This is a genomic window from Echinicola soli (assembly GCF_006575665.1).
Classification (GTDB): Bacteria; Bacteroidota; Bacteroidia; order Cytophagales; family Cyclobacteriaceae; genus Echinicola; species Echinicola soli.
Genome location: NZ_CP041253.1, coordinates 4,729,010 through 4,750,080 on the forward strand (window position 1 = coordinate 4,729,010; position 21,071 = coordinate 4,750,080).

A 21,071-nucleotide genomic window follows, 5' to 3' on the forward strand; every position below is an offset into this window, starting at 1 on the left:
TCCCCGCTGCGGGGGGAGGTTAGGTGGGGTAGATCGTAGAAAAGAGAAAATGCAGATAGCAAAAATATAAGGTTGAGGCGGGAGACTCAGTCTTTGTGCTCCCGCGTCAGAGACGGCGGGACAACGCTAAGACGTGGTTGTACCGAGGGCTGTGCCCCGGTACAGAATAACCTTGAACCTGTCTACGCCAAGCAGACTTGACCGGTCAGACAGGTCTCGGACTCAATAATAAAATTGTCATTGACTCCAACGCAAAAATATCCCAGTTCGAAGAAAGATTTTCCCTTTTGAAAGGCTTTTGGTTACAGGCTTTTATCAAATAAAGTAAGTTAGCATTACTTTAAAACAGGCAATAAGGACCATAATCCTATTGCCAAATCCTAAAAAGAACAATAAACCAAATTGCAATGCTAAAGAATAGAATCAGCTTTTTATGCTTGGTCATCACCTTCCTATCTTGCTCGAAAGTGTTTGCCCAGTACCCAGACGTTTCTTCGGAAGAAAGGGCGAAGGCAGACTCCATCAAGTCAGCAGCATTACAGCATTCCGATGAGGCCTGGGAAAAAGCCCGAATAGCCGTTTATCGAGAAGAAATGCAGGGCAAGCCTTATATTCCTTGGGCAGCCCGCCCCACAGACCTTCCCCAAGCAGAAATTCCTGCATTCCCTGGAGCTGAAGGTGGCGGGATGTACAGCTTTGGTGGCCGAGGCGGTAAAGTAATCACAGTCACTAGCTTGGAAGATCATGGTCCCGGCACCCTCCGGGAGGCTTGTGAAACCGGCGGTGCCAGAATCATCGTGTTTAACGTAGCCGGCATCATCAAATTGGAAACGCCATTGATCATCAGGGCACCCTATGTGACCATCGCCGGACAAACTGCGCCAGGTGACGGAGTTTGTGTAGCTGGTGAGACGGTTTGGGTGGACACCCATGATGTGGTCATCCGGCACATGAGGTTCAGAAGAGGGGAAACATTCGTAGGCCGAAGGGATGATGCCATAGGCGGCAATCCTGTCGGAAATATCATGATCGACCACGTTTCTGCCAGCTGGGGATTAGATGAAAACATGTCCATCTATCGCCATATGTACGATCCCGGAGGAGGTTATAAAAGAGAAAAACTCCCCACTGTCAACATTACGATCCAAAACAGCATCTTCTCCGAAGACCTTGACACCTACAATCATTCCCTTGGTAGCACCTTGGGGGGTGAAAACTGCTCTTTTATGAGAAACCTTTGGGCCAGCAATGCCGGCAGGAATCCTTCCATTGGCTGGAACGGTATCTTCAATTTTGTCAATAACATCATCTTCAACTGGTCCCACCGGACCACTGATGGTGGCGATTACAAGGCTAAATACAATATCATCAACAACTATTATAAACCAGGGCCCGTGACGGATCTGAGCAGGTCGGTAAGCTACCGAATCCTCAAACCAGAAGCCGGAAGAAGTGACTTGGATTCCATGGTTTTCGGAAGGGCATACGTCGAAGGAAACATCGTAGAAGGCAATGAAGAAGTCACTGGGAACAATTGGAACGGTGGCGTGCAGATGGAAGGAAAAGATGGCCAGCTGATGACCTATCAGGAAGCAAAGCATTACTTCCCTCGAATGAAATCCGAGAAGCCTTTTCCGATGCCGCACTTGACAATTATGCCTACTGAAGAGGCTGTCGAGTTTGTCACGGAAAATGCAGGTGCCACCTTGCCTAAAAGGGATCCGGTAGACCAACGAATCATCCGTACCGTCAAAACAGGAAAACCCGAATATGTAAAAGGCCTCGATCCGGAATCCTTTTACCAGTTTGAACACAGAAGGCTTCCAAGAGATGCTTATAAGAAAGGAATTATCACCGATATCAGCCAAGTAGGCGGCTATCCCGTATACAATGGCTCCCCGTATCAGGACACTGATAAGGACGGTATGCCCGACGAGTGGGAAAATAAATACGGCCTAGATCCTAATGATCCTACCGATGCCAATAGCGACCTCAATGGTGACGGCTATACCAATATCGAAAAATACATCAACGGAATTAACCCTAAACTAAACGTTGATTGGACCAATCTATCTAACAATGAAGACACTTTGGCCAAAAATGGACTTTCAGTGGATAAATAAAGGTTAATGATTTCAACAAGTCCTAAAAGAGCCCGGTTATGCTGGGCTCTTTGTATTTTTACCTCCGCCAAAATCGGGAATAACGGCGCCTATTGTTAACCACTTATCACTGAATTAAAACAATTAATAAACTCTTTTTCATTTTAATAAGCGAATTATCTAATTTGCTTTATGATCAACTACTTTTATTTAGGAACTACCGTTTTTGTTTTATACTTCCTTTCCCTGACAGGCTATGCCCAGGATGCTCCATCTGGCGAATTTCTTCTTCAGAAGGTCTATAATGACAAAATCCCCTTCCCGCAAGAAACCTCCACAGGAGGGCAATATGAAGTAGGCGGTACCTTTCACGTCGATGGGACGCCATTTTTGGTTTCATCTGAGTACGGCGAGGGCTCAGTGACCATTAACGGTGAGCAATTTGACCACGTTTTGCTCAATTTCGATGTGGTAAAAGACCAACTGATCACCTACCATCCCCGAAACTTCCAGCAGATCATTTTGGACAACAGAAAAGTACAGGCATTCCAGCTTAAAAATGGAAGAAGATTTATCCAGCTACCGGATATACCGGGGTACTCTTGGCATTTCAACGGCTACTATGAAGTCCTTTGGGACGACCAAGTCACCATCATATCCAAACATTATAAGGAAGAAGAGATCAAAAGAGATTTTGGTTCCTCAGATAAATCATTTGAATTTGAAAATCACGAAGATTTCTTCGTAAAGACCGCGGATGGCTATCATCGCATTACGCGTAAAAAACATATTGAGGAGTCCATGGGAATTCCCAAAAAACAAGTCAACAAAATTATCCGTAAAGAGGGATTACGCTTTAAAAAACAGCTACGTCAAGCACTGATAGCACTGGGCAATTTTTACACTTCCCAATCAACCAACTATTAATCTATGAGGAACAATCTACAGCAGTTACTTTTATGCACGGCCCTTACCCTGCTTTCCCTCCAGGCACATGGACAGGATGTGCAGAAGGAAACCATTTCGGGCTTATTCCCAGGTGTCCGCTTTTCCCAATTTGTCAACACTGTGGAAAACAAAACCCACTACCGATTCTTCTATCAAGACGCTGATGTGGACACCTTGTCTGTAAACATCAGTGCCAAAGAAAATGAGTTAGAGGATGTCTTGGATCTGATTTTCGAAAAAACTCCCCTTCATTACTCTATTGACGACCAACAGCGTGTTTTTATCCATCAAATGGAGCAATTCCACACCGCATTATCCAAAGATTTCTTTGACCCGGAACAGTCTGCCGATAGCCTTGCCCACACACAGGACGAACGCGACCTGGACAGGGCCTATACGGGCAATAAGCTTTGGATCATCGGGGAGGCTGATGGTCAGGATAACCGGGATGTCGCCACACTCAGTGGGAGGATCTTCAGCCTAAAGAACGGTGAACCGATCATCGGCGCAGTGGTGTTCGAAAAACAACAATACACCAGGGCGGTAACAGATGAAAATGGACGTTTTAGCATCACCTTGCCAAAAGGAAGGCACACCCTCCACGTGCAGCATCTGGGACAGTATCAGGAGCAGCGTCAAGTGGAGCTATTGGGTGATGGAAGCTTGTTAATGCAAATCGACGAAAGCATCGTTTCGCTGGATGAAGTCATCGTAAGCTCTGACCGATTGTCCAATATCAACCGTACAGAAATGGGCGTGGAAACGATGTCCATAGCGTCCATGAAAAGGCTCCCTTCCGTCATGGGTGAAGTGGATGTCATCAAGAGTATCCTCACCCTGCCTGGCGTAAAAACCGTCGGTGAATCCAGTGTAGGATTTAATGTCCGAGGTGGTGCTGCCGATCAAAACCTGATTTTACTGAATAATTCCACTATCTATAATCCTTCCCACCTTTTTGGATTTTTCTCCTCCTTCAATGGTGATATGGTGGAAGAAATAGAACTGCACAAGGCCGGCATGCCCGCCCAGTATGGCGGCAGGTTATCATCTGTCCTGGACGTAAAAGGGAACTACGGTAACCGGGAAAAATTCCACGGAAAGGGAGGGATCGGACTGCTCACCAGCAGATTGACTTTTGATGGCCCAATTAGTGATAAAACCACCTTCTTGGTCAGTGGAAGGGCCACTTATAGCGACTGGCTCCTCAATCTGGTCAATGAGAAATCCGACCTCAATGCTGCCAGTGCTTCTTTCTATGACCTTAACCTTAACCTCAAACATTATTTTAATGATAAAAACGAACTGAGTTTTTCTTCCTACTGGAGCCAAGATGACTTTAACTTTGTCGCAGACACCCTGTTCAACTACAGCAACCGCAATGCAAACCTCAACTGGAAGCATTATTATAATGATCGGCTTGAAAGTGAAATTATCGTGGGCATCGATCAATATGAATTTGGTATCGAAGGATATGAAAATCCACTGAACGCCTATACTTTTGATTTTGACATAGTGCAATACAACTTCAAGGCGCATTTCACTTATGAGCACAATGATCAGCATACCTTTCATTTTGGCATGGATAATATCTATTATGATATGAATCCAGGTGATATGGTCCCTTTGACCGACGAATCCATCATAATACCAGAAACAGTAAATAGGGAAAAGGCGCTGGAGACGGCTTTTTATCTGGGAGACCGCTTTGAGATCAACGATAAGCTGACCGCAGACTATGGTGTACGATATGTGATCTATAATTTTCTGGGACCAAATCAACTCTACACCTATGCAGATGGACTGCCCAAAAGCGAAGCGACGATCACTGGAGAAGAGTTTTATGAAAACAACGAAGTCATCTCTACCTATTCAGCTCCTGAAATAAGGGTGTCTGGGCGGTATATCATTGATAATTTCACTTCCATCAAGGCAGGATACCATACTACAAGGCAATACATTCACTTACTTTCAAATACCTCTTCAGCCACGCCTACAGATACATGGAAGTTAAGTGATCCCTATATCAGGCCCCAGCAAGGCAATCAGTTTTCATTGGGCTTCTATAAGGACCTTCTTCTAAAAGATGACAAATTAGAAGCATCCGTGGAAGTGTATTACCGCGGACTCAAAAACCTCATTGACTACAGAAGTGGTGCAGAATTGCTCCTGAACAATGACATCGAGCAAGATGTGCTCAATACCGACGGGCGAGCCTATGGTCTGGAGTTTCAGGTGAAAAAATCCACGGGCAGGTTAAATGGATGGCTGAGTTATACCTTCTCCAGATCAGCGCTGCAAACCGCTGGTGATGAACCTGCTGAGAAAGTCAATGGAGGCAGTTGGTATCCTAGTAATTTTGACCAACCCCATGCTGTAATGCTCGCCATGAACTATGAACTTTCCAAACGTGCCAATGTCTCGTTAAACACCAATTACAGCACAGGAAGGCCGATAACGCTTCCTGTCGCAAAATTCTACTATAATGGAGCGGAACAAGTTTACTTCTCCGACAGAAATGCCTACAGGATCCCAGATTATTTCAGAATTGACCTGTCCATGAACTTGGAAGGCAATCATAAAGTGGACAAACCTGCGCACGCCTCATGGTCACTTGGGGTGTACAACCTGCTCGGAAGAAGCAACCCCTACTCGGTGTATTATACACCTGTCAATGGTAACCTCAGGGGCTACCAACTATCAATATACGCCCAGCCTATTCCGTACATTACCTATAATTTCAAATTCTAATTGGACATGAAGATAAACCAACTCCTCTATTCGCTCATCATCTCCTCGTTACTGCTGAACAGTTGTCGTGAGCCCTATGATCCCGAGATCAACCAAGAAGACCTGGGTATTTTAGTAGTGGAAGGGCATATCGAAACTGGAGGTGAGGCCACCGTGATCAAACTCAGCACGACAGGGTCATTAAATGATGTTCTGACCTCATATATCCCTGTCTCCAATGCCCAAGTATTTATCGAAAGCCAATCTGGAGAGACTTTTCCACTCCCCAGTACTGAAGAAGGCATCTACAGCGAGGCGCATTCCCTCTCCAATGATCAACAGTACAGGCTGAACATTGAAGTGCCGGATCAAGGACTATACCAAAGCGATTGGCTGACACCGCTCATTAGTCCGGAGATTGAAGAAGTGGGGATCAAGCGAGCCGAAGATGAGCGGTCATCCGCAGAAGTATATATCTCCACACATGGTGATGATGAGGTTCGGTTTTTTGCATGGGAATATGAAGAGACGTGGGTATTCAATCCTGAACTGATCACCTTTTTGAAATATGATCCAGCGCTGGACTCGATCGTTTACCGGGACAGCCCTGAAGAACGGATCGATCGCTGCTGGCGTACCGAATATTCCAACACCATCAATATCGCCTCTTCAGCACAATACCAAGACGAATACATTTATGAAAAAGTACTCCAAAACGTCCCCTTTGGATCAGATAAATTCACCCGTAGGTATTCTATCAACGTACATCAACGGGCCATCTCCAAGGAAGCATTTACGTTTTATGAAATATTGGACAAAAACACCAATGACATGGGAGATATCTTCAGTCCGCTGCCTTCTAACCTGAGCACAAACGTACATTTTCAGGGCAATGGTAATCACAAGGCCATCGGTATGGTCACGGCGGGTGCATCCACCTCCAGAAGGGTCTACTTTGACAGGTCGGACATTGGCTATTGGATCGTTTCTAATCCTTTTTATGCAGGCTGTGAATTGAATAGCGACACTGTCTTTTTAGCAGAGGTGACCGCAATATTTTCGAGTGGCAGGACTGTACCAATCACTTCTGTAGAAGGAATGGGCTCCGGAGGCATCATTGGCTATCGTAGCGGAAGTAGAAGATGTGCTGACTGCACCCTTAGGGGCACTAATATTCAACCTGACTTTTGGGAAAATTAATTTGATGATGAGATTATTTTTACTGTTTTTATTCGGAATATTGGGATCCAACTTGCTAGCGCAACAAACCCAGCAAGTCCCCTTACTGCCAAAAGAGATCGTCTACGTTCACAGTGGTCAAGCGATAGCTGTGGCTGGAGAACGGTTGCCGCTGTCCATCAGCATTACCATGGACCAAGCACCTACCAAGTCGAATTTTGCGTATGCGGATTTGATCAGCCGATCGGGAAAACGCTTTGGTGGTGCTGTAATTCCACTGGAAAATGGCAAAGCGGATGCCTATCTGACCGTGCCTGAGAATACACCTTCAGACCATTACCTTCTAAGGGTTTATTCACGCTATGCCGCATCCCTAAATGATGCTGCCCAGTACCATCAAGAACTGATTACTGTGATCAACCCGGCAGTTTCTCCCTCACCAAAAAGTCCAGGAAAATCACTTGATGGTAATGGGGACTCCAACACCTCGTCCAATACCATTGCCATTCAACCTGAAAGTACACAACTCACACTTGGAGAGCAGTCAAGCCTGACATTGTCCGCCAGTCCAAACAGCCAAGTATCCATTTCCATCAGCAGAAAAAATCCTTTCCTTGATGGCCAACGAATTATCCAAACATCCCCTGCAATAGACAAAGAAGCCAATACTGCCGACCTTTTACCGGAACTGCGCGGCCACATCATAAAAGGTAGGCTGACAGAAAAAAAAGCTGATACTACCAAGCTATACTTCCTTTCTGCCCACGGTGACCAATCAGCCCTGTATCTGGGAACGGCAAATAAACAGGGGGAAATCTTTTTTGACCTGGGAGCCCTGAAACACTACGAATTTCTGCTGCTCCAATCGGATGTGGATTCAGTACCTTTTGGCCTGAACTTGGAACTGCCTTTTGCAGAAGCTCCTGCTGGGGAAACATTGGATTTTCCGCAACTGGAAATAAGACCAGAACATAAAACACTATTGGACAATTTGGTATTAAGTGCCAGCACCACCACATACTTCTACAAGCCAACACAAAAAAGCCTGCAACCCATAGTCACCGGCTATGCTCCTGATCGTGGCTACAACCTGGATGATTATAACCGTTTTGAGGATTTGGCCACTACACTAAAAGAATATATGCCTACGGCATTGGTCCGAAAAAATAAAGGAAAATATTTCTTTAAGCTGACCAATATCCCTGAGCATTCGGTCTTTGACGGCAATCCACTGATTCTCGTGGACGGGATGCCCGTCTTCGACAGTGACAAACTTGCCCAATTTAGCCCTGAAAACATCAAAAGGGCCGAAATCATCAATCGCCGCTTCTATATCCTCAGCTATGGCTTTGATGGAATCCTGAGCTTCACCTCATACGACAATGATTTTGGGGAGTACCCCATTCCAGAACATGCACTTTACTTAGAATATCCACAAATCCAACAGCCTGTAAACTGGCAATTCAATCCAGGCAAAAAGAGCGAACACTTTCCCGATTTCAGGTCCATATTACTATATCAAGAAAATGTTCAGTTGGACAATAATGGAAAAACAACCCTTCGGTTTTCTGCTTCCCAGATACCGGGAGTGTATGAAGTCAAGGTAAGCCAAATCACCCCAGATGGACGACAGGTCTGGGCAACGATGGAATTGGAAGTATCCGATTAAGTAAACTGTAGTAAGCGGTATTGGGTATTTATCATTTAGTATGTGGTGGTATTATGTACGACGTATGTTGAGTGAGGAAGTGGTGGGGTTTGGCTTAGTAGAAATCCCACCACTTTTTTACTATCCACGAACAGTCCAGCCTTCAAACATTAAAACCTCCAACCTCTAATACCCTGCAGCCCAATCATCACCCCGTGGATCACCAGCTCCTTCCAGTTTGCCGTCTATGCCTACCAAAATAGCATCCACACGGCCGATGCTTCCCCTCTCTTTGATTTGGTGCCCCATTTTCTCAAGTGCTTTTTTGGTGAATGGATCCAGGGCATCCCTTTCAGGAAAGATAAAATTGGGCTTCCACTGGTGATGCACCCTTCCAGCGGTCACCGCATCGGTCATGTTCATCTGATGGTCCAGTACGTTCAAGACCACCTGATATACAGAAGTGATGATCGTGCTTCCACCGGGTGTTCCGACCACCATTTTAAGCTTTCCATCTTTTTCCACAATGGTAGGTGTCATGGCACTGAGCATCCGCTTTTCAGGTTGGATGGCATTGGCTTTACCTCCAAGCAGACCATAGACATTTGGGACGCCAGGCTTACTGCTGAAATCATCCATCTCATTGTTCATCAAAAAGCCCGCTCCGGAAACGAACACCTTGGATCCATAACCTGAGTTGATGGTAGTAGTAACGGACACGGCATGGCCATTGGCATCTACGATTGAGTAATGGGTGGTCTCCTCGCTTTCCTTATGGTTTAGTTGCATGGCAAGTACCTTTTCACTGTCCGTGGCTTTATTAGGATCAATTTGTCTTACACGCTTGGAAATGTATTCATCATCCAACAATTCCTCCTGGGGCACGTCCCAAAAATCAGCATCTCCCAAGTGCTTTGCCCGATCCGCATAGACCCTTCGCTCCATCTCGGTCATCAGATGAATGGTTTCAGGAGTATGAAAACCCAATTCACCAATAGGAAAATGTTCGGACATTTTTAACAACTGCATCAAAGCAATGCCTCCACTGCTTGGTGGTCCCATGCTGTAAACCGTCGCTCCCCTGTATTTTCCAGTGACTGGCTCACGCCACTTCGCTTCGTATTTGGCCATATCTTCCAGTTCGATGATGCCATTCCCGGCTTTCATCTCTGCCACCAGTAGTGCTGCTGTCTTACCTTTATAAAACCCATCGCGTCCTTCATCCTGAATGCGTTTGATGGTGGCTGCCAAGTCTTTTTGGACCAATAGGTCTCCTTCTTCCCATTTGCCATCCAACTTCACTAAGGGAATCACTGTACTGTCCCGGTTATGTTCGATGAATGTGTTACGGTACCGGTTGTAGTTATTGGCTTGCTTTGCAGTAACGGGAAAGCCACTTCGGGCAAGTTTATAGGCAGGTTGCAACAGTTTTTTTAGGGGCATCGTGCCATAGCGGGCATGGGCAGTGAGCATACCGTCCACCGAACCGGGCACACCGGAAGCCATTGGCCCGGCCAGGCTCAAACCATCAATGATATCGCCATTTTCGTCTTGGTACATTTCTTCGTAAGCGGCCATCGGCGCTTTTTCACGAAAATCAAGTGAAACCACTTCCCCGTCCGGCTGGCGATACATCATAAATCCCCCGCCGCCCAGGTTCCCAGCAGCAGGATAGACCACGGCCAATGCAAAATGCACGGCCACCATCGCGTCAATGGCATTTCCCCCTTGCTCCAACACCTCCACTCCTACTCTAGTGGCCTCTGGATGAGCAGATACCACCATGGCCTTGTCACCATGGACGGTTTTTCCTTCCTGGTAATCTTTTCTTCCGATTTTGGCACAGCTTGAAATATAGGCCACCACCAAAAATAAGCTGATCACTCTCAAGTAAATTCGTTTTTCAGCCAACTGCTGCAGTAATTTCAAGTTCATAAAGGGGACTTGGTTTTAGTTTATTTGTACGCCAATTACTATTATGTAAGCTAAGGCACGTCATACCTCCGTAATACCCACAAAATATCAGCAAAAAAAGCGGATATTTTGTTTCCATTGGTCAAAAAAATAGGGGAACCTTACACCATATACTACCAAAACTTAAAAAATACTCCATTTTGGGTATTTTATAAGAAAACCAAAACCATTATTTTGAGGATGAATAAAAAGAAAAGATAAATCAATAACATAAAAAAAGGCGAGTTGCCCCGCCTTGAATGTTTTCACAACGGAATAATCCTTATTGTGAATTGCTTTCAGAAAGGCAAGATACAAATTGGACCATAATAACCAAACTACTTCTCATGAAAATTGATAGAAAAGAATTTTTAAAGGCATACGAAAATATTGTTTTGCCGAATTTGATGGATGCCGAAGCCAAATTAGAAAGGCGAGTCACGCATAACCAATCACTTTATAAAGTCAACGTTGGCATTTGGACAGACTTGGTTGTGAATCCCCCTACAGCAAGTGACCTTCCCCTAAGTGATCAGCCCGCTGATGATACAGATGACATTAATAGAAGAAGAACAATCTATGATATTAAAGTAAGATAGGATGAAAAGAATATTAGGACTTGATTTAGGAACAAACAGTATTGGCTGGGCAATGGTTGAAATAAACCACAAAAAAGGAACTCTAAAAATTTTAGGGCTAGGCTCACGGATATTACCAATGGATGCCACAGAAATTAAGGACTTTGAAAGCAGTGGTAAAATAAAAAGTACCGCAGCACAAAGAACAGAAAAAAGAGGTTCAAGACGTTTAAATGAGCGCTATTTACTAAGGAGAGATAGATTGCATTTGATTCTTGACTTGCTTGATGCACTTCCTAAACACTATAAACTTGAAATTGATTTTACCAATTCAAAAGGTGAGAAGTGCGGACAGTTTAAGCCAAACAAAGAACCAAAACTTGCCTATTTGCCTAAGCAAAAGGGTAAAAAAGCAGAATTCCTCTTTATGGATTCATATAAAGAAATGCTTGATGATATTGGAAATGAAGAAATAAAAAATGAGAACGGTAAGCGGATTCCTTACGATTGGACTTTGTATTATTTGCGACAAAAAGCACTTTCCGAGAAAATAGCTTTAGAAGAACTGGCTTGGATTCTTTTAAGCTACAATCAAAAGAGAGGCTATGAAAAAACTGAAGTAGAGGATAAATCCACAAAGGAAGGTGAAATAGTTGAGGAACTTGATTTACGAGTAAAAGAAGTTATTTCTAAGAGAACTGAAGAAGGAAAGCAATTCTATGAAGTTCATTTAGACGGAAATGACAGTTTTATTTATAATGAGTATTCGGATATTCAAATGACCTTTAAAGATGATTTAAAAGAGGTAATAAAAACATCTAAAGTTGACGAACAGGGTAATACAGATGATAAAAAATCAGAATTTAAGGTCGTTGATATTTATCCTCTAAAGATAATGAAGGTTAATTATAAAAAAGAGAGCAGGAAACATAAGTACACATTGAAATATCATAATGGTTGGGAAGAAAATAAACCTCCCAGGGAGAACTATACTTTCAATTACAACAATGCAATTAATAAGTTCTACGACTATATTATAGAAACAGTTTATGATAATACTGGAAACCTTAAAACTCAACAAGGAAAAGAGAGAAAACTAAGAGAACCGGATTTAAACGATAATTCAAGTGATTGGACTTTAATGAAAAAGAAAACAGAAAAAGAAGCATTGAAATTTAATAGTTTGAATGGCTATTTGGATGAAAGAGATAATGTAAAAAATTACATATCTCCCAAGATATACAATGTTTTAAAAAACGATGCCAAAACTGGCAATCGTACCAAAATCATTGGTGGAATATTTCAAGTGGTGGATAGAACCTTTTATTGTGAAGAACTCAACCAAATCATTTGTACACAAAAGAAGTTTCACTCCAGTCTAGAAGATAAAAAAGTGTTTGAACAATGTGTAAAAACATTATATCCCAAAAATAAAAGCCACCAAGAGTCTTTATTAAAAAACAAAGATGCCATTCAGCATTTATTGGTAGATGATGTTTTGCTGTATCAAAGACCATTGAAAAGCAAGAAATCAGAGATTGCCAACTGTAAATATGAGATACGCTATTGGAAAAATATTGAAGATAAAAACGGCAATCCTATTGAAAACGTTGATTTAGAAACAGGAGAGTTGAAAGTAAAAAAGGAGCCTGTTTATATTAAAGTGGTTTCTGCATCACATCCTTATTTTCAGGAATTCAGGATTTGGGATAAACTGCATAATTTAAGGTTGATTCAACTTGAAAAGGAAGTTGATGGAAGGTTATTAACCAATCAGGATGTTACGAAAGAGTTTTTTAAAAGTGAAAAAGAATATCAAGAGCTTTTTGAAATGTTGAACAACCGAAAATCTTTAAATCAAGACCAATTCCTTACTTATTGTAAAAAGAAATTTAATATTGATTACCAGAAAAAAGACAGTAATTACGCTTGGAATTTTCCAGATGATGAAGAAATAAAAGGTAACGAAACGAGGGTGAGTTTTGTCACACGTTTTAAGCGATGGGGATTTAAGGAATATGCCGATTTTCTTACGCAAGAAAAAGAAAAGGAGTTATGGCATTATTTGTATTCAGTCAGCTATAAAGAACGAACGGCAAATGACAATAAGAGTGCCTCTACTTTTTTCAATAACTATTTTAAAGATTTCAACATTGACAATGAAATTAAAGAAAAAATCATCAAGGACTTTATTAATTATCCAATGTACACTTCAAGAAATTGTGCATATTCTGAAAAAGCACTAAAAAAATTAATTCCAATAATTCAAAAAGGCAATAAAGACAAAAAATATACTTGGGAAAATGAGGTTTGGCATAAGAAGTGGAAATCGACACTTGAAAAAAGAAAGTCAGAAATACTAAACAGACTAAGTAAGATAAATTTTGAGCTACAGGATGATGAGAAAGTTGATTATTCCAAAGTGGTCGTAACTAATGTTGATTTACAAAAAGGTGAAATTCCATTTCCAAAAGGCTTGTTCAATACTTTTAGGGAATTTGAAAAAGTAGAAGCTTTTAAAGACCTAAACCTTACACAAGCCTCGTATTTGGTTTATGGTCGTCATTCGGAATTGCCACAAGCCAAATATTGGACATCGCCTGAAAAAATCAGAAAACAGCTTCACCAAGAACTAAAACAACACTCTTTAAATAATCCTGTTGCCGAAAAAGTCATATTGGAAATGATGCAGGTAGTGGCTGATATATGGGATTATTATGGAGAAAGGGAAGAAGGGTCAGACAACCCTAACAAACTGTTTGACCGTATTCATTTGGAAGTCGGAAGAGAATTGAAAAAATCTGCCAAAGAAAAAGAAGCTGAATCCAAACGAATGTCAGGAAATCGTGCCCAAAACAAACGAATCCGACAAGTGTTAGAGGAATTTTTAATGCATAATCCATACAATGCTAATCCAAATAACAAAGACCATTTTGAGCGATTGAAAATTGTCGAGGAAGGTGCGGAAGATAGAAATAATTTGGACAAGAATTTTTTTGAAGAGAATGAAGAACTGAGAAAAGAAAATATCACTAAAAAAGATATTGAAACTATTCTCAAAAAGCCACAAATTACTATAGGTGATTTTGAGAAATATAAACTTTGGATAGAACAGGGATACCGTTCTCCTTATTCGGGACAGATAATAAAGATAACAGAGTTGTTTGATGGTAAAAAATACAACATCGACCATATTTTCCCCCAAGCATCTATAACGAATAATTCATTGAGCAATAAAGTTGTTGTTGAAGTAGAATTAAATAAGCTGAAAAGTAATAAAACTGCAAGAGTCTTTATTCAATCCCAAAATGGGCAGCCTTACTTAGGTATTCCTGTCTGTACAGAAGAAGATTATATAAGTATTGTTAAAACCCAATTCTCAGGCACAAAACGATACATTCTACTTTCTAAAGACATTCCAAAAGGATTTATCAACAGTCAAATGAATAATGCTCGCCACATTGCCCGAAAAGCAATGGAGTTGTTAAGCCACATTGTGAGAGAACCAGGAGAAGTAGAATTCCGCTCCAAAAATGTACTTCCGGTTACAGGTAGGGTTACAACTGAACTAAAAAGAGCTTGGAAGCTTGACCAAGTTTGGAGAGAGTTAGTTGCTCCACGATTCATTCGGATGAATGAATTAACTCAATCCAATTTATTCGGAGACTGGCAGATTTCAAAAAACGGGCAAGAGTATTTTGATTGTAATCTGGACGAAAGTATTCGGGAAAAAGATGAGTCTTATGATATCAAACGTATTGACCATCGCCACCACGCTTTAGATGCTTTAATTGTAGCATTGTGTACGGAAGAACATTTTCACTATTTAAGCAACATCAATGCCGATAAAAAATTGAATGATTTTGGTAAGCAGAAAAAGTTAGAGGACTACAGATTGAAACTAAAACGAAAAATTAAGTTTACAATAAAAGATGACGAAACAGATGAAAAAAACTGGCGTTTTATGTTACCGGGAGAAGTCCGTAAAGCAGACACGGAAAATTCCAGGAGGGACTCTGTTTTAGAAATGGATTACCAACACAAAGAGTTCTTTTCGTTTGGGCAAAACTATAAAAAAATGATTCTTACGACTTTGCAGGGCACTATAGTCACGTTCAAACAAAACCTACGGGTCATTAACAATAGAGTAAATTATTACCAAGCAGAACCAAACACAAAAAAGAGAAAAATACAAGAACCCAAGACACAAAAAGAGATTGTAAATTCAAACAATAAATACAATTGGGGAATCCGAAGAAGTTTAGGGGAAGCGACTTACTATGGAAAGAAAATAGTAAACGGGGAAGACAAGGCAACAATCAGAAAAGATTTGGATACATTCTTTAACAGTGAGAAAATTAAGACTATTTCAGATAGTGCAGGTCGTGTAAAATCTATTCTATTGAACCAGTTAAAGCGTTTCGACACTATTAAACTTCCTTTTGAAAACGCTGTTAATTACCTTGATTTTCTATTTGAGAAACAAGAATTCGGAGCTATTATAAGCGATAATGAAAATGAATTTCAATCTATTGATGATTTAATAGCCCATTTACGAGAAAACAAATTCAAATATAAAAATACAGATTATTCAGAGTTGAATGTTTTTATAGATGGAATTTCCGAACGGGATTTTAGAAACGAAAAACAGTTTGAAGGTAAAATCAAAGAACACCCTGATATTGCATTTACACCCGAAGCGATTGGGGAAATGAATAAACCTGAAAATCTCCGAAAATTGAACAATGGAAAAGACCACAAGCCAATACATAAAGTAAAGGTTTCACGAGGTTTTGGAAAACGTAGAGCCTTAAATGAAGAAAATGAGAATTCGATTAAATCAAAACAGTATGTGGTAAATGATGCAGGGTCGAACCTTTATCTTGGCTTTTATGCTCGAACCTATCAAGAGGACAACGGCAATAAACTGGTAGAAAGAAAATTTAAGGATGTTGGTCTTATTGAATTAATTGAAACACTAAAACAAGATGTGACTAAACGATTAAATCCCCTACCAAATAAAATTTATGATGACAAATTAAACGAATACAGTTGGGAATTTACATTATCGCCCTTGGACTTAGTATATGTACCAACTGATGAAGAAATTGAAAATCCTGGAAAAGTTGATTTTAATAATCTAACAAATGAACAGGTAGATAGGATATATAAATATGTTGATGGTAATAGAGATATAGCCAACTTTGTCCCTTACTCTAGTTCAAAACCCATTTGGAGATTCCATGGAAAAAAGAACAAGGAAATCTTTAAAGAATTAAATGACAATGATAAAATTAATATTTCTGAAAAAAAGTTGATCCAGAATGAATTTGGACTTGGTAGTCAGCAAAATAAGAATCAAAATATGATTGATGGTAAAACCCAGATAAAAAAAATATGCTGGAAACTAAAAGTGGACAGGTTAGGGAATATTTCAAAAGATTAAAAAATGATCAAGCGCACTCTTTTCTTCGGCAATCCCGCCTACCTCAGCACCAAAAATGAGCAACTGGTCGTCTGCTTTCCTGATGACCAGCCTAAGAAAAGTGTACCCATAGAGGACATTGGCATGGTGGTGCTGGAACATCCCCAGCTCACCATCACCAATGGTCTTATGGGAAAATTGGTCAATAATAAAGTGGCAATCGTCTCCTGCAATGGTCAGCACCTTCCCGATGGCATACTCCTCCCCTTGCACGGACACACGGAGCAGACCGAACGGATCAGACACCAATTAGGTGCCAGCCAACCGCTCAAAAAGAACCTTTGGCAGCAAACTGTCGCTGCTAAAATCAGCAATCAGGGCGCACTGTTGGCCGAGCGGGAAATCCCCGTCCAAAAACTCAAACATTTGGCAAAATCCGTACAGTCCGGTGATACCGGAAATAATGAGGCCCAGGCGGCAGCCTATTATTGGCAACATATCTTTGACATTCCGGATTTTAACCGGGAGCAAAAAGGTATCCCTCCCAATAACCTGCTGAACTACGGCTATGCCATTTTACGAGGAATCATCGCCCGGGCGCTGGTCAGTTCCGGTCTGCTGCCCATGGTGGGCATCTGGCACCGTAATAAATACAACGCTTACTGCCTGGCAGATGATATCATGGAGCCATACCGGCCATTTGTGGACATGGTGGTAAGGCATATCGTCGAAACCGACGATCAGTATGAGGAGCTGAATATCCATCTCAAAAAGGAATTGCTTTCCATTCCTGCGTTGGATGTCCGGATAGATGGGCAAAAAAGCCCTTTAATGGTGGCCGCCAGCAGGACGACCAATTCGCTGTTTGAGTGTTTTGCCGGCATTAGCAGAAAGATCATTTATCCCGAATATGGATGAACGCTTTTATTCCAGACTTAACCAATACCGGAGTTTGTGGGTACTAGTATTCTTTGACCTGCCCACCGACACCAAAAAAGATCGGAAAATCGCCAGTGGCTTTAGAAAGAAGCTGCTGGACGACGGATTTTCCATGTTCCAGTTTTCGATCTACATGCGCTTTTGTGCCAGTCGCGAAAATGCCGATGTCCATATCAAAAGGGTCAGAAAGAACCTGCCTCCCAAGGGAAAAGTGGGCATCATGTGCATCACGGACAAGCAGTTTGGCATGATGGAACTCTTCTATGGTACTAAAGTGGCCGAAAAAGAAACGCCAAGCCAGCAATTGGAGCTTTTTTAGACTTTAAAATTTAGCTATTGTATTATAAGGGGGCAAGGGGAAAGTTGGGGATAATTTTTTATGGAACACTGATCACACTGATAGGGCAGATTTTTATGGATCAATGGATATTCTGGATGATACTGACCCCTCTCCGGGGATATTGACCCCTCTAAAAGTTGGTTTGGTCCTGTGAATCCAATGGTATGACAATTTTACATTTTTTTTCTTAGACTTTCACCTTTAAGTTCGATTCTGTATGATGAGTGTACCAATCTGTCAAGAATAGCGTCGGCAATTGTTTCTTCTCCAATCACCTCATACCAGCTGGATACGGGCAATTGGCTTGCGATGATGGTGGATTTCTTCCCGTGCCGGTCCTCAATGAGCTCCATAAAGTCCATCTGATGCTGTTTTTCCAGATGTGTGAGCCCAAAATCATCCATGATGAGCAGGTCGGCTTTTGCCAACTTGTCAAAGAACTTGATAGCGGTGCCTTCCAGCCTTACCATCTTGGTTTTGAGCATCAGTTTCTGGGTATTAAAATAGGCGGCCTTGAACCCTTGGATACAGGCCTGGTGTCCCAGTGCGGATGCGAGGTAACTTTTACCACAGCCGGTGGCCCCTGTTATCAGCACCGATTCCCCTTTGGTGATGTAGTCTCCGGTGGACAGGGATGCCAGCACCATATCGTCCAACCCCCTGGTTTTATCAAGCTTGAGTTCTTCCAGGGAGGCCTTATACCTGAATCCGGCATTGGACTCCAGCCTTCTGAACCTCCTGTTGTCCCTTTCCTGCTCCTCGGCCTGGAGCATCATCTCAAGGCCTTCTGTCAACGTGAGGTTTTGGGTTTTGCGGGTTTCCTTCAGGGCTGTCCATGTTTTGGACATGCCGTGCAGTTTAAGCCTGGTCATTTGTGCTTCGATCTGATTCATATTCATTAAGTGTTAAAATTGGAGTTTCTGTTGGTCGTAATATTCCTTGCCCCGGACATTGTCGTGTTTGGGCAGGGCTTTTTGTGTAGTATCGGGCTGTTCATAGGCCATGTTGTTTTCAAGGATGTTCCTGATAAACCCATAAGAATAGACCTGGTGATCCATGGCTATTTTGCAGGCCCTGTCAAAGGTATCCGGGTCGGACTTCCTGCTTAAGGCCAGTAAGCCATCACAGGTTCTGTAAAGCTGCTCGGGATACCGGTTCTGCTCAAACAGCAAGGATACATATTGATAAAGAACTGCTGATTTTTTACGGGCAAGCTCCCGGTAGTATTCAGGGCTCCTATCCCTGTAATGCCTGTGCTGGGAACACAGATGGTCTTCAACGGTAGAATAGCCGCCCTTGGTGCTTCTGGCATGGACGGCTACCTTTTTACCTTCATGGTACACATAGAACATAGACCTGGTGTAGACTACCTTCACTTTCTTGCCAATAAGGGTATACGGGACACTGTAATATTGCTTGTCCCTTGCCAGGTAAACATGGTTGTTTTTTGCCACAGTCAGCAAGGCATGGTACCGTAGCTCAAACCGGTCCTCGGGAAGTTTTCCCAACAGGGGTTTTTCATCGGCCAAAAACTTCTCTTCCCGGCAGTAGGGCTTGCGCTGCATCCGTGTCTGGTTATGTGCCCTGATCCGCATTTTAATGGCCTGGTTGAGTGCATAAAGGTCAAAGAACTGCATGTTCCTCAGCTTGGCATATACTCTGGAGTAGAGCATGTTGACCTGGTTCTCGACCAGGGCCTTGTCCTGAGGCTTTCTGACCCTTGCCGGCAGGACAGCCGTACCGTAATGATTGGCAAAGTCTTCCAGTGCCCGGTTGATATCCGGTTCGTACTTGTCGGCCTTGTTCACTGCTGACTTCAGGTTGTCAGGGACCAGCAGGGAAGGGACTCCGCCCAAATGTTCCAGGCAGCAGGCCAGGGCATGGAGAAAATCAGCTATACGCTGGCTGGGCACGGCCATGGCAAAAGCATAGTCCGAACAGGGCAGGCAGGCCACAAAAAACTGGCAGGAAATGACTTCTCCGGTTTCCCGGTCTATGTAGTCAATCGTTTTGCCGGCAAAATCAATATAAAGCTTTTCCCCGGGCTGATGATCAAGTACCATAGTTGGTTTTGATCGGGCAAGATCATGCTGGTCAAGGTGATGGCAGAACTGTGAGTAGCTGTAACCATCCGGATGGGACTGTCTGTATTCTTCCCATAAAAGTGCCCTGGTAACCCCGGTACGCTTCAGCTCTTTACGAAAATATTCAAGACGCATTTTAAAATGATCGTACCGGGGATCCTTATAGGAAGGGTTGCCAGGATGGAAACGGGAATGGATCTCCGGCTCTTCAAGGGCGAGCAGATCATCTATGGTTAGGCTCGTACCTGTCTGCCCCAGCAGCTTTTCCAGCTTGACCAGGTAGGCTTTTACGGTATTCTTGCTCATGCCAAGCATTCGGGCAATGGTCTTGATCCCTTTGCCCTGCTTGTTGAGAATGATCAATTGTTTTATCTGACTCATTGGTTTTGGTTTTCCTGCCATTGGATCACGGTTAGTGGTATATAAATCATCCGCTAAAAAACCAAAACCAGCATTATGAGGGGGCAATATGTTCCGGAATCTGACAACAGAGGGGTCAATATGCTCCGGAATTATTGCTGAAATATTACTTTAGGGGGTCAGCATCCGCCGGAATGGCAGTTGAAAACAGCCGCTTAAGCCACTTTTCAACCTCCGGTTCATTCCCGGATCATGGGGTCAACATGCTCCGGAATATCCAGATCAAGCAATATTTCTGGGGGCGGGAGAAGATTTATATTCATTTGGTATGTCGCCACGAAGTCGCCAAGACACGAAGTTTTTTTGTAGGCGGATTCCAAATTTCATGGAAAACAAACAGCTTTGGGTCTTGGAATCTTTGTGGCAAAAAAACAAAAAAGAAATCCTATTAAAATAAAGGGATTCATGCCCTCAACTTTTTCGCTTGCCTCCTTTTTAGCACATTTTGAGGGCCAAGCAATATTTCTGGAAGATGAGAGATTTCCAGGTGGTTTTGGTAAGCATATTTCTCTTTCATTTAGCAATAGGAATGTGTAGATTATAAAATCAGTATAAATCCGTCATTGCGAATGCAGAGCAACGGAGTGAAGCAATCTCGTTTTCTTAATACGGGATTGCCACGTTCCCGATAGCTCGGGACAGGCTATACTTCCTCGCAAGGACGGTATTTTAAATCGCGTTTATTATAAAAAATCAGCGCAAATCTTATTAATCTGCATCATTTGCGT

At 42.5% G+C, this 21,071-nt stretch carries 12 protein-coding genes; 9 read left to right on the plus strand and 3 right to left on the minus strand.

All coding sequences use genetic code 11. The annotated features are described in order from the left end of the window. Positions 1 to 407 precede the first annotated feature (407 nt). The 5 genes from FKX85_RS18465 (at position 408) to FKX85_RS18485 (ending at position 8,625) form a co-directional block, all read left to right on the plus strand. Positions 408 to 2,123, plus strand: coding sequence for a thrombospondin type 3 repeat-containing protein (locus tag FKX85_RS18465; RefSeq protein WP_141616139.1), 1,716 nt, complete (start codon positions 408 to 410; stop codon positions 2,121 to 2,123). A 171-nt stretch (positions 2,124 to 2,294) separates the two neighbouring features. Continuing rightward, positions 2,295 to 3,029, plus strand: a complete 735-nt coding sequence (locus tag FKX85_RS18470; RefSeq protein WP_141616140.1) for a hypothetical protein — start codon at positions 2,295 to 2,297, stop codon at positions 3,027 to 3,029. A gap of 3 nt (positions 3,030 to 3,032) precedes the next feature. Continuing rightward, positions 3,033 to 5,798 carry a TonB-dependent receptor gene (locus FKX85_RS18475; RefSeq protein WP_141616141.1) on the plus strand — a complete coding sequence of 922 codons (2,766 nt, stop codon included), beginning with the start codon at positions 3,033 to 3,035 and terminating at the stop codon, positions 5,796 to 5,798. Positions 5,799 to 5,804: 6 nt separating this feature from the next. Then, positions 5,805 to 6,977 carry a DUF4249 domain-containing protein gene (locus tag FKX85_RS18480; RefSeq protein ID WP_141616142.1) on the plus strand — a complete coding sequence of 391 codons (1,173 nt, stop codon included), beginning with the start codon at positions 5,805 to 5,807 and terminating at the stop codon, positions 6,975 to 6,977. Positions 6,978 to 6,981: 4 nt separating this feature from the next. Next, positions 6,982 to 8,625 (plus strand): hypothetical protein, encoded by a 1,644-nt coding sequence (locus FKX85_RS18485; protein WP_141616143.1) that lies wholly within the window; start codon positions 6,982 to 6,984, stop codon positions 8,623 to 8,625. A 165-nt stretch (positions 8,626 to 8,790) separates the two neighbouring features. Here the strand turns inward: FKX85_RS18485 and ggt are convergent, their stop codons facing one another. Next, a complete protein-coding gene (gene ggt, locus FKX85_RS18490) occupies positions 8,791 to 10,539 on the minus strand; it encodes a gamma-glutamyltransferase (RefSeq protein WP_141616144.1) in 1,749 nt (582 codons plus the stop codon). 365 nt (positions 10,540 to 10,904) lie between these two features. On the opposite strand from ggt, the gene FKX85_RS18495 reads away from it, so the two are divergent. The 4 genes from FKX85_RS18495 to cas2 are packed head-to-tail and all read left to right on the plus strand — an operon-like array spanning position 10,905 to position 17,818. Next, positions 10,905 to 11,156 (plus strand): hypothetical protein, encoded by a 252-nt coding sequence (locus FKX85_RS18495; RefSeq protein ID WP_141616145.1) that lies wholly within the window; start codon positions 10,905 to 10,907, stop codon positions 11,154 to 11,156. Between the two features lies 1 nt (position 11,157). Further along, entirely contained in the window at positions 11,158 to 16,581 is a 5,424-nt protein-coding gene (gene cas9, locus FKX85_RS18500) for a type II CRISPR RNA-guided endonuclease Cas9 (RefSeq protein ID WP_141616146.1), read from the plus strand. 3 nt (positions 16,582 to 16,584) lie between these two features. Next, complete coding sequence (gene cas1, locus FKX85_RS18505; protein WP_141616147.1) at positions 16,585 to 17,478, plus strand: type II CRISPR-associated endonuclease Cas1; 894 nt, start codon at positions 16,585 to 16,587, stop codon at positions 17,476 to 17,478. Positions 17,479 to 17,512: 34 nt separating this feature from the next. Next, the gene (cas2, locus tag FKX85_RS18510; RefSeq protein ID WP_229239679.1) at positions 17,513 to 17,818 is read left to right on the plus strand and encodes a CRISPR-associated endonuclease Cas2; all 306 of its coding nucleotides are present in this window, start codon (positions 17,513 to 17,515) and stop codon (positions 17,816 to 17,818) included. Between the two features lie 194 nt (positions 17,819 to 18,012). On the opposite strand, the gene istB is transcribed toward cas2, so the two are convergent. Together istB and istA are read right to left on the minus strand one after the other, a co-directional pair. Next, entirely contained in the window at positions 18,013 to 18,732 is a 720-nt protein-coding gene (gene istB / locus FKX85_RS18515; RefSeq protein WP_141614274.1) for an IS21-like element helper ATPase IstB, read from the minus strand. A gap of 12 nt (positions 18,733 to 18,744) precedes the next feature. After that, on the minus strand, positions 18,745 to 20,304 hold the full coding sequence (gene istA, locus FKX85_RS18520) for an IS21 family transposase (protein ID WP_229239638.1): 1,560 nt from the start codon (positions 20,302 to 20,304) through the stop codon (positions 18,745 to 18,747). Positions 20,305 to 21,071 lie beyond the last annotated feature (767 nt).